Source organism: Nitrospirota bacterium (genome assembly GCA_040756155.1).
GTDB lineage: Bacteria > Nitrospirota > Thermodesulfovibrionia > JACRGW01 > JBFLZU01 > JBFLZU01.
The window spans coordinates 1-7349 of sequence record JBFLZU010000122.1; the positions used below are offsets into that span (position 1 = coordinate 1).

General features: G+C 42.4%; 7 protein-coding genes and 2 tRNA genes. 2 read left to right on the forward strand and 7 right to left on the reverse strand.

Annotation, left to right across the window (positions count from 1 at the left end; translation table 11 throughout):
• The 7 genes from AB1488_11625 to uvrA form a co-directional block, all read right to left on the reverse strand.
• Nucleotides 1-946 (reverse strand): DUF3365 domain-containing protein (locus AB1488_11625; protein MEW6410735.1); only part of this gene is annotated, 946 nt, incomplete at its 3' end.
• Nucleotides 947-1201: 255 nt separating this feature from the next.
• A complete protein-coding gene (locus AB1488_11630) occupies nt 1202-1648 on the reverse strand; it encodes a PIN domain-containing protein (GenBank protein ID MEW6410736.1) in 447 nt (148 codons plus the stop codon).
• Nucleotides 1635-1880: a DUF6364 family protein gene (locus AB1488_11635; protein ID MEW6410737.1), complete on the reverse strand. Its 246-nt coding sequence runs from the start codon at nt 1878-1880 to the stop codon at nt 1635-1637. Before AB1488_11635 ends, AB1488_11630 begins: the two co-directional genes overlap by 14 nt.
• 127 nt (nt 1881-2007) lie before the next feature.
• Complete coding sequence (locus tag AB1488_11640) at nt 2008-2568, reverse strand: Gx transporter family protein (protein ID MEW6410738.1); 561 nt, start codon at nt 2566-2568, stop codon at nt 2008-2010.
• Nucleotides 2549-2986 (reverse strand): NusG domain II-containing protein, encoded by a 438-nt coding sequence (locus AB1488_11645; protein ID MEW6410739.1) that lies wholly within the window; start codon nt 2984-2986, stop codon nt 2549-2551. Before AB1488_11645 ends, AB1488_11640 begins: the two co-directional genes overlap by 20 nt.
• Nucleotides 2976-4034 (reverse strand): FAD:protein FMN transferase, encoded by a 1059-nt coding sequence (locus AB1488_11650; GenBank protein MEW6410740.1) that lies wholly within the window; start codon nt 4032-4034, stop codon nt 2976-2978. Before AB1488_11650 ends, AB1488_11645 begins: the two co-directional genes overlap by 11 nt.
• Nucleotides 4035-4037: 3 nt before the next feature.
• Entirely contained in the window at nt 4038-6533 is a 2496-nt protein-coding gene (gene uvrA / locus AB1488_11655) for an excinuclease ABC subunit UvrA (protein ID MEW6410741.1), read from the reverse strand.
• A 110-nt stretch (nt 6534-6643) separates the two neighbouring features.
• Between uvrA and AB1488_11660 the strand changes: the two genes are divergently transcribed.
• Nucleotides 6644-6720: transfer RNA gene (locus AB1488_11660), tRNA-Pro, on the forward strand.
• Between the two features lie 45 nt (nt 6721-6765).
• Nucleotides 6766-6843, forward strand: a tRNA-Arg gene (locus AB1488_11665).
• Nucleotides 6844-7349 lie beyond the last annotated feature (506 nt).

Consider the following 7349-nt stretch of genomic DNA (forward strand, 5'->3'; position numbering starts at 1 on the left):
TTACGATGCTCAGTAACCTTTTACCTTCCTCATCTAATTTATCAGTATAATCCTCTAACAGGATTTTGGAGAAGCCGTCAATCGCCCTGAGTGGCACTCTCAGGTCGTGAGAGACGGAGTAGCTGAAACTTTCCAGATCCTTGTTCGCAGCCTCAAGCCGTTTTACATAGCCATTCAACTCTTCATTCAATCTTTTGAGTTCTTCCTCCGCCTGCTTGCGCTTCCGGTCGCTCCGCTTTAGTCGCTGTCCTCCCAATGCAATTCCGCTCAAGCCTATCACCCATAGCAGACCGTGACCCATGAGTAACCTGAGCATGTGGATACGCATAATAGCCCACAGGGGCTCCATGGGGATCGAAATGCTAATCCCTCCCCTGATGTCTCCCTCCTTATATCCTTGAGCGGCGTGGCATTTCAAACAGTCCTTCTCGGTAATCAAAGGGCGCATCAGACGCATGTAGTCTTTCCCTTCCATTTTCTCGACCAAACTGATTTCGGTCTCTCCATGCTCGAAGGATTGAAGTGCTTTGGTCTCCCATGGGTCGGGAGCGTTCTCAGAGCGAATCGGATTCAGGCTCGTAATGTGTCCGCGAATACCGCTTCTCTCCTGCGCCAGTTCATACACCTGGCGCGTCATGTAAGCAGGATTCATCAAAGTCAAGAGTTTACCCGACGGCGTTCTGAATTCGCGCTCGGATATATGAGACAGATAGGGGTTAGGCAGCGTCTCTTCGGTCACCGGCACGTAGACACCACCATGTTTGGCATTCCAGTGGCGGTAAAGAATGGTCATCTCGTAAGCGACCGCTGCCTCAATGCGCGCTGACTCCAGGGTATCATGTCTCACCTTGAACATGTTATACCCCAGCGACACGACAATGACTACTGACCACAACACTGCCAATGACCAGATGTAGTGTTCCAGTTGGCGAGAGGCTTCTTTCATCTTCTATCCCTTCTACAATAGCCAGCAATTTCACCTCATATGCAGATTTCATGCCATTATTTCTTAAAATAAATCTGTCAAAATAATTCCATTTATCCCGCAAATAAATACAAAAGGGGCATGTCTTTCGACACGCCCCTTTGCATTCCATTATTCCAATAAAGGATTCTGTCTGTCTCTGCAAGCTCGATGCCATAAACAGACCTCGTGAGCAAATTCTGTGCAAAAATCGTTTTGCCTCACAATCATATGACCTCAGCCATGGAGTGTTGACCTTTGCCTATGGAAAGGATTTTTGATCTCAACGCCATCAACAGTTTGCCCATCAGATAAATCTTCAGATAATAATAATGAAGCACCACCTCTTATGGCAGACTGGATGATTTGAGAGTCCCAGAAGGGATACTTATGCAGAGCGTGTATCCCTGTAGCTTCTAATATGGATCCTCCATCATTGACAACAACATCCCATTTTAAGAGATCACGCATGATCTCCTTTGCTAATTTTATCTCTATTGGTTTTGGTATTTTCTTTGTTATAGTGACAAAGAATTCCTGTAGAACCTGCGTACTGATAACCCCAAGCCTGGAATCCCATAAATCCATCACAATCTTTTTGGCTATCTCATGTTTCTTTCCAGCAGAAACATCATAGGCATAAATAATGATATTTGTATCGAGAAATACCTTATTCCCTCGCATGGAGTTCTTCCCTTGAGATTGTTATATGACCTTCTGTTCCAAGATCAAGCCCCATCTTGAGAAGCCTCGACTGTCTCTGTCGCGCATTTTTATAGTCAATATCTTCTCTTACTTTTTCTTCAAGTGCCTCTTTCAAAAGTTCGCTCAGGGATTTCTCTTTCTTTGCTGCTACCACCTTGGCTTTTTTCAATAAGGACTTAGGTAACGATAAGGTTACATTCTGTCTGTTCATATGACACTCCTTGTATCACATAAATATGTGTATCACATTTTTAAGTGTTTGTCAATTATTTTTGGGTTTATCTGGCTCATTCTGGTTAAGAATAACTTTGGGGCGTGCCTTGCTCTCTTTTTGTTTTTTATAGAGAAAGGTTAGACTTATTAAGAATCTTCTTCAGATGTCCGATTAAGAATGACGATATGATGCCATTGAATATTCCTGTGATCGCTGCAAGGAATAAAATCACCGGAAGAAATAAAAATACCTCCTTACGCCTTATCAATACAAGATAAACAACAGCTATCTGTGCAACATTATGGACAGATGCACCTATTAGGCTGATGCCTACAGGGCTGAATATTCTGCCAAATATTCTCTGGGTTATCCCCATTGCTATTGTGCTTGCAACCCCGCCTGAAAAACTTAGAAGGAATGCAGGGCCAAGAAATGTACCTGAGAGAAACGAACCAATAATAACCCTTATAAGTGTTATATAAATAGCAGCCTTTAATCCGAATATAAGCAATACTGTAAGGGTTATTATATTGGCGAGACCTATTCTCAGCCATGGTATAGGTGATGGGATAGCAATCTCCATGCCGTGTATTACTATTGCAAATGCAGCAAGAAGTGAAAGATATACCGTCTCTCTTAAAGACGATCCCCAAAAAATCTCCCCCTTATCCTGTAATTGCATCATAAAGTGAATTATCCTTTATTCCTTCTATCCTGACAATTACCCTGTTAGGAACACATATAATAGCCTCACCGCTATTCTTAATCCAGCCTTGTTTTACACATATCTTGTCGCGACATGTAGCCCGCAACATCCGCACCCTCCCATCCTTTATCTCAATAACATTTTTCCCATTATTTATATCGATAATATCGTTTCTGTTTAAGGGAAGGGTCTTCACAACTGCTCCACCTACTTCGACGATAACCATGTCACCTTCTTTTTGAAGTGCAAAGCCTTTTAAAAGAAAGATACTGCTGATAGATATCGTAAGGGCAAGGAATATTAATATCCTGTCTGCTGGTGTGAGCAGATTAAATATTACTCTCAGTAAAGAAGTAGAACTATTCTCTATCTGTGATTGTGTATTTTCAGTCTTCAATCTTTATACCCTTCAGAGATGAAGAAAGATGTACCCTGCCATTCTTATCCACGATGATGCCCTCTACCCCCTTCATTGATTCTATCAGTTTCATACCCTTCTCAGGACCGAGGACAAACACACCAGTTGCGAGGGCATCTGCTGTTACTGCATCATCTGCGATGATTGTTACGCTCTGACATTCTCCCGCAGGATACCCGGTTCTCGGGTCAAGAATGTGATGGTATCTTATCCCATCCTTGATAAAAAACCTCTCATAATCACCTGATGTAGAGATAGCCCTATCGGTCAACTCAAGTGTTGCAAGGATCTTTCCCTCTTTTCTTGGATGTCTGACACCCACACGCCATAGTTTTTTATCCTGCCGTTTTCCCGAGACCCTTACATCTCCAGCAACTGCCACTATTGCATCTGTTATACCATTACTTTTGAGCACAGCCAATGCAGCATCAGCTGCATATCCCTTTGCAATCCCACCTGTATCAATAATAATCCCCTTTTTCTTCAGGTATACAGTTCTTTCCCTCTCATTGGTTATGATGCCTTCAGCCATAACAAAGGGAAGGGCTTTTTTTATCTCAGCGTCTGATGGAAGGTGAGGATCATTTTTCTCTATATTAATATCACTGCTGAATCCCCATAGCATGCTGAGTTTTCCTGTAGTTATATCAAATGCGCCATCTGTAACTCTGGAGATGGTATTAGCCTTTGATAGTAGTTCTATTACCTCTCGCGAAACTGTAATATGCCTCTTATATGCAGAATGGTTTATAAGTGAAATGTCACTATCCTCCTTAAAGATTGACATCATTCCCTCGAGCCTTCTTATTTCTGAGAATGCAGCATCTATTGATTCTTCAGCCTTCTGCCTATAGTCGCTTACCACTGTAATTGTAACTACGGTGCCCATCATAAACTGGCTTTTCTTATATGTTTTCTGCTGGGAAGAGGTGCACCCGTAAAAGAAAGTGATAAGTGATAAGTGATAAGTGATAAGTAAAAAACTAATAACCAGTATCCTTTGTTTTTTTATCCTCGAGGCTATCATTCCTTATTCATTCTCTAATATTTTTCTGAGAAATTGCCCTGTATACGAACCTGGTATTTCAGAAACCTCTTCAGGCGTCCCCTCTGCAACTATCCATCCACCTTCGTCTCCTCCCTCTGGTCCAAGGTCAATTATATAGTCAGCGGTCTTTATCACATCGAGGTGATGTTCAATCACTACAACAGTATTCCCATTATCCGCAAGGCGATTAAGAACATTCAACAACTTTTTTATATCATCGAAGTGGAGCCCTGTTGTCGGTTCATCCAAGATATAAAGGGTCCTGCCTGTCTCTCTTTTAGAAAGTTCTTTAGAAAGTTTAATCCTCTGTGCCTCTCCACCTGATAGTGTGGTAGCAGGCTGCCCGAGGGTGATGTAGCCAAGTCCTACATCCTCAAGTGTCTTGAGTTTAGCTTTTATATACGGGATATTTATAAGAAACTCTAATGCCTCTGAGACTGTTGCCTCCAAGACCTCGGCAATGTTTTTTCCTTTATACCTTATCTCAAGAGTCTCTCTATTATACCTCTTACCTTTACAGACATCACAGGTTACATACACATCCGGAAGAAAGTGCATTCCAATCTTTATCACTCCATCTCCGTGGCACGACTCGCACCTTCCGCCTTTGACATTAAAGCTGAATCTTCCTGCTTTATATCCTTTCATTCTGGCGTCAGGTGTCTGAGCAAAAAGGTCTCTTATGTGTGTAAAGACCCCTACATATGTAGCAGGATTTGATCGAGGTGTTCGACCTATAGGGGATTGGTCTATCTCTATGACTTTATCTATTGCATCGGCATTTAGTATCCTGCTGTGCGATCCTGAACGGACTGATGATTTGTTATGTAGCCTCTGCAAAAGCGCCTTATATAGTATATCTATTAGAAGAGTGCTTTTCCCTGAGCCTGAGACCCCGGTTATACAGGTGAGAACTCCGAGTGGTATCCTTACATCTATCTCTTTAAGGTTATTTTCCTTTGCTCCGATTATTGTCAGATAACCCTTTGATTTCCTTCTTCTGGGTGGAACAGGTATCTTGAGGGCTTTCTTAAGATACTGGGCTGTGAGTGATTCTTCGGATTTAATAATATCAGAGAGTGTTCCTGATGCAACTACCCTTCCACCGTGGGTCCCTGCGCCTGGACCCATATCAATGATGTAGTTTGCCCTCCGTATTGTTTCTTCATCATGTTCGACAATAAGCACAGTATTACCGAGATCTCTCAGTAGAGAGAGTGTATCGAGCAATCTACGGTTGTCTCTCTGGTGAAGTCCGATGCTTGGTTCATCGAGGATATAAAGCACCCCCGTGAGGGATGAACCTATCTGAGTGGCGAGCCTTATCCTCTGTGCCTCACCCCCAGCAAGGGTTGTTGCAGAACGGTCAAGCGTCAGGTAATCAAGTCCCACATTCATCATGAATGAGAGCCTTTCGGTAATCTCCTTAAGTATCCTGCTTGCAATAGTCATTTCACGATCTGTAAGGACTAAATCCCGGAAGAATGAAAGTGCAGATTTAACTGTCATCCTTGATATATCAGCAATAGAGAGACCTTTTATCTTTATACTCAAAGCCTCTTTTCTGAGTCTACTCCCACTACACTGAAAACACGGATTTATACCCTTCCCGTCTCCAAACACTGTGCCAAGACCGTCACACATAGGACATGCCCCATAAGGACTATTAAAAGAGAAAAACCTCGGTGTGAGTTCAGGGTAACTTATTCCACAATCAGGACATGAAAGTCTTTCGCTGTAAAGGATATCGTTTCGACTATCAATTAAATGAACAATCACAAGTCCATCTGAGAGTCTCACCGCCTGCTCTATTGAGTCTGATAGTCTGCCTGCAATATCCTTTTTTATGATCAGGCGGTCAATAACTATCTCGATATCATGTTTTTTGCTTTTCTTAAGGGTGATATCCTCAGATAGGTTTCTCATCTCACCGTCTATTCTTGCCCTCACATATCCACTCTTACGCATCTGGAGAAGTTCATTTTTGTATTCTCCCTTTCTCCCCCTCACAATGGGCGAAAGTATCTGTATCCTTGTTCCTTCAGGGAGTCCAAGCACAGCATCAACGATCTGCTGAATGGTCTGGGCAACAATCTCTCTGCTACAGTTATAACAATAAGGGCGTCCGATTCGTGTAAAAAGGACTCTTAGATAATCATGTATCTCTGTAACAGTGCCTACTGTTGACCGGGGGTTCTTTGCAGTAGTTCTTTGCTCTATCGAGATCGCTGGAGAAAGCCCTTCTATGGAGTCAACATCTGGTTTGTCCATCTGTTCGAGAAACTGTCTTGCATATGGAGAGAGTGATTCCACATATCTCCTCTGTCCCTCGGCATAGATGGTATCAAATGCAAGAGAGGATTTCCCAGAACCAGAGATGCCTGTTATAACAACAAGGGAATTTCTCGGTATCTCGATATCAATATCCTTTAGGTTATGTTCCCTTGCACCCTTTATTATCAGGCTATTTTTTATCATAAACTAAATATAATAGCACCAGAGATCAATCTCAGTCAAAGAAAATAATTTGACAACATAATGGGTGCTGTTTATACTAAAAACTACAGTGAGTTAGTGAAAAGTATTTTCGGGGCGTAGCGCAGTCTGGTAGCGCACACGGTTCGGGACCGTGGTGTCGAAGGTTCAAATCCTTTCGCCCCGACCATGCAATTTTTGCAGAGCAAAAATTGCAGTTCTGAACTAAATTAGTGCCCCTGTAGCTCAGAAAGGACAGAGCAGAGGTTTCCTAAACCTTGTGTCGGCGGTTCGACTCCGTCCAGGGGCACCACTCAGGAAAGGTCAACGCCTCGTCCCGCGTTCGGCGGGACTCGGCGACCAGATTGTAGGGAATTTTAAAGGAAAAAATCAATTGGCGATTTTGTAAAATGTGGTTCGAGCCGATATTTTTTAGAAATGTTGTCATTTCTGAAAAATTATTAGACATCCTTAATTTTTCCGCATAATTCAAGGACCTTACAAACTCCTGAGCCGGTTCGAGCCAAGACAGCTCTTTTTGCTCAAAATCCCTGATTTTCTCCTGTAGTTCTATCTTTTTAGTTAGAAATTTCTGTTTTTTGGCTGAGTATTCTTCTGCTGACAACCCGCCATATAAATACAGGTCCAAAAGTTTTTCCAGCTTACTCTCAATTTCTTTCAAATCCCCCTCTAGTGTCAAGTATCAGCTTTATTCCCCACCCCGGTATCAGATTTATTCCCCACTTTTTCCAGGTTAAATTATAAAACTCGTCCTGAAGCTTTGTCCATAATTATCACAAAATAATTTCACCCCCTTCT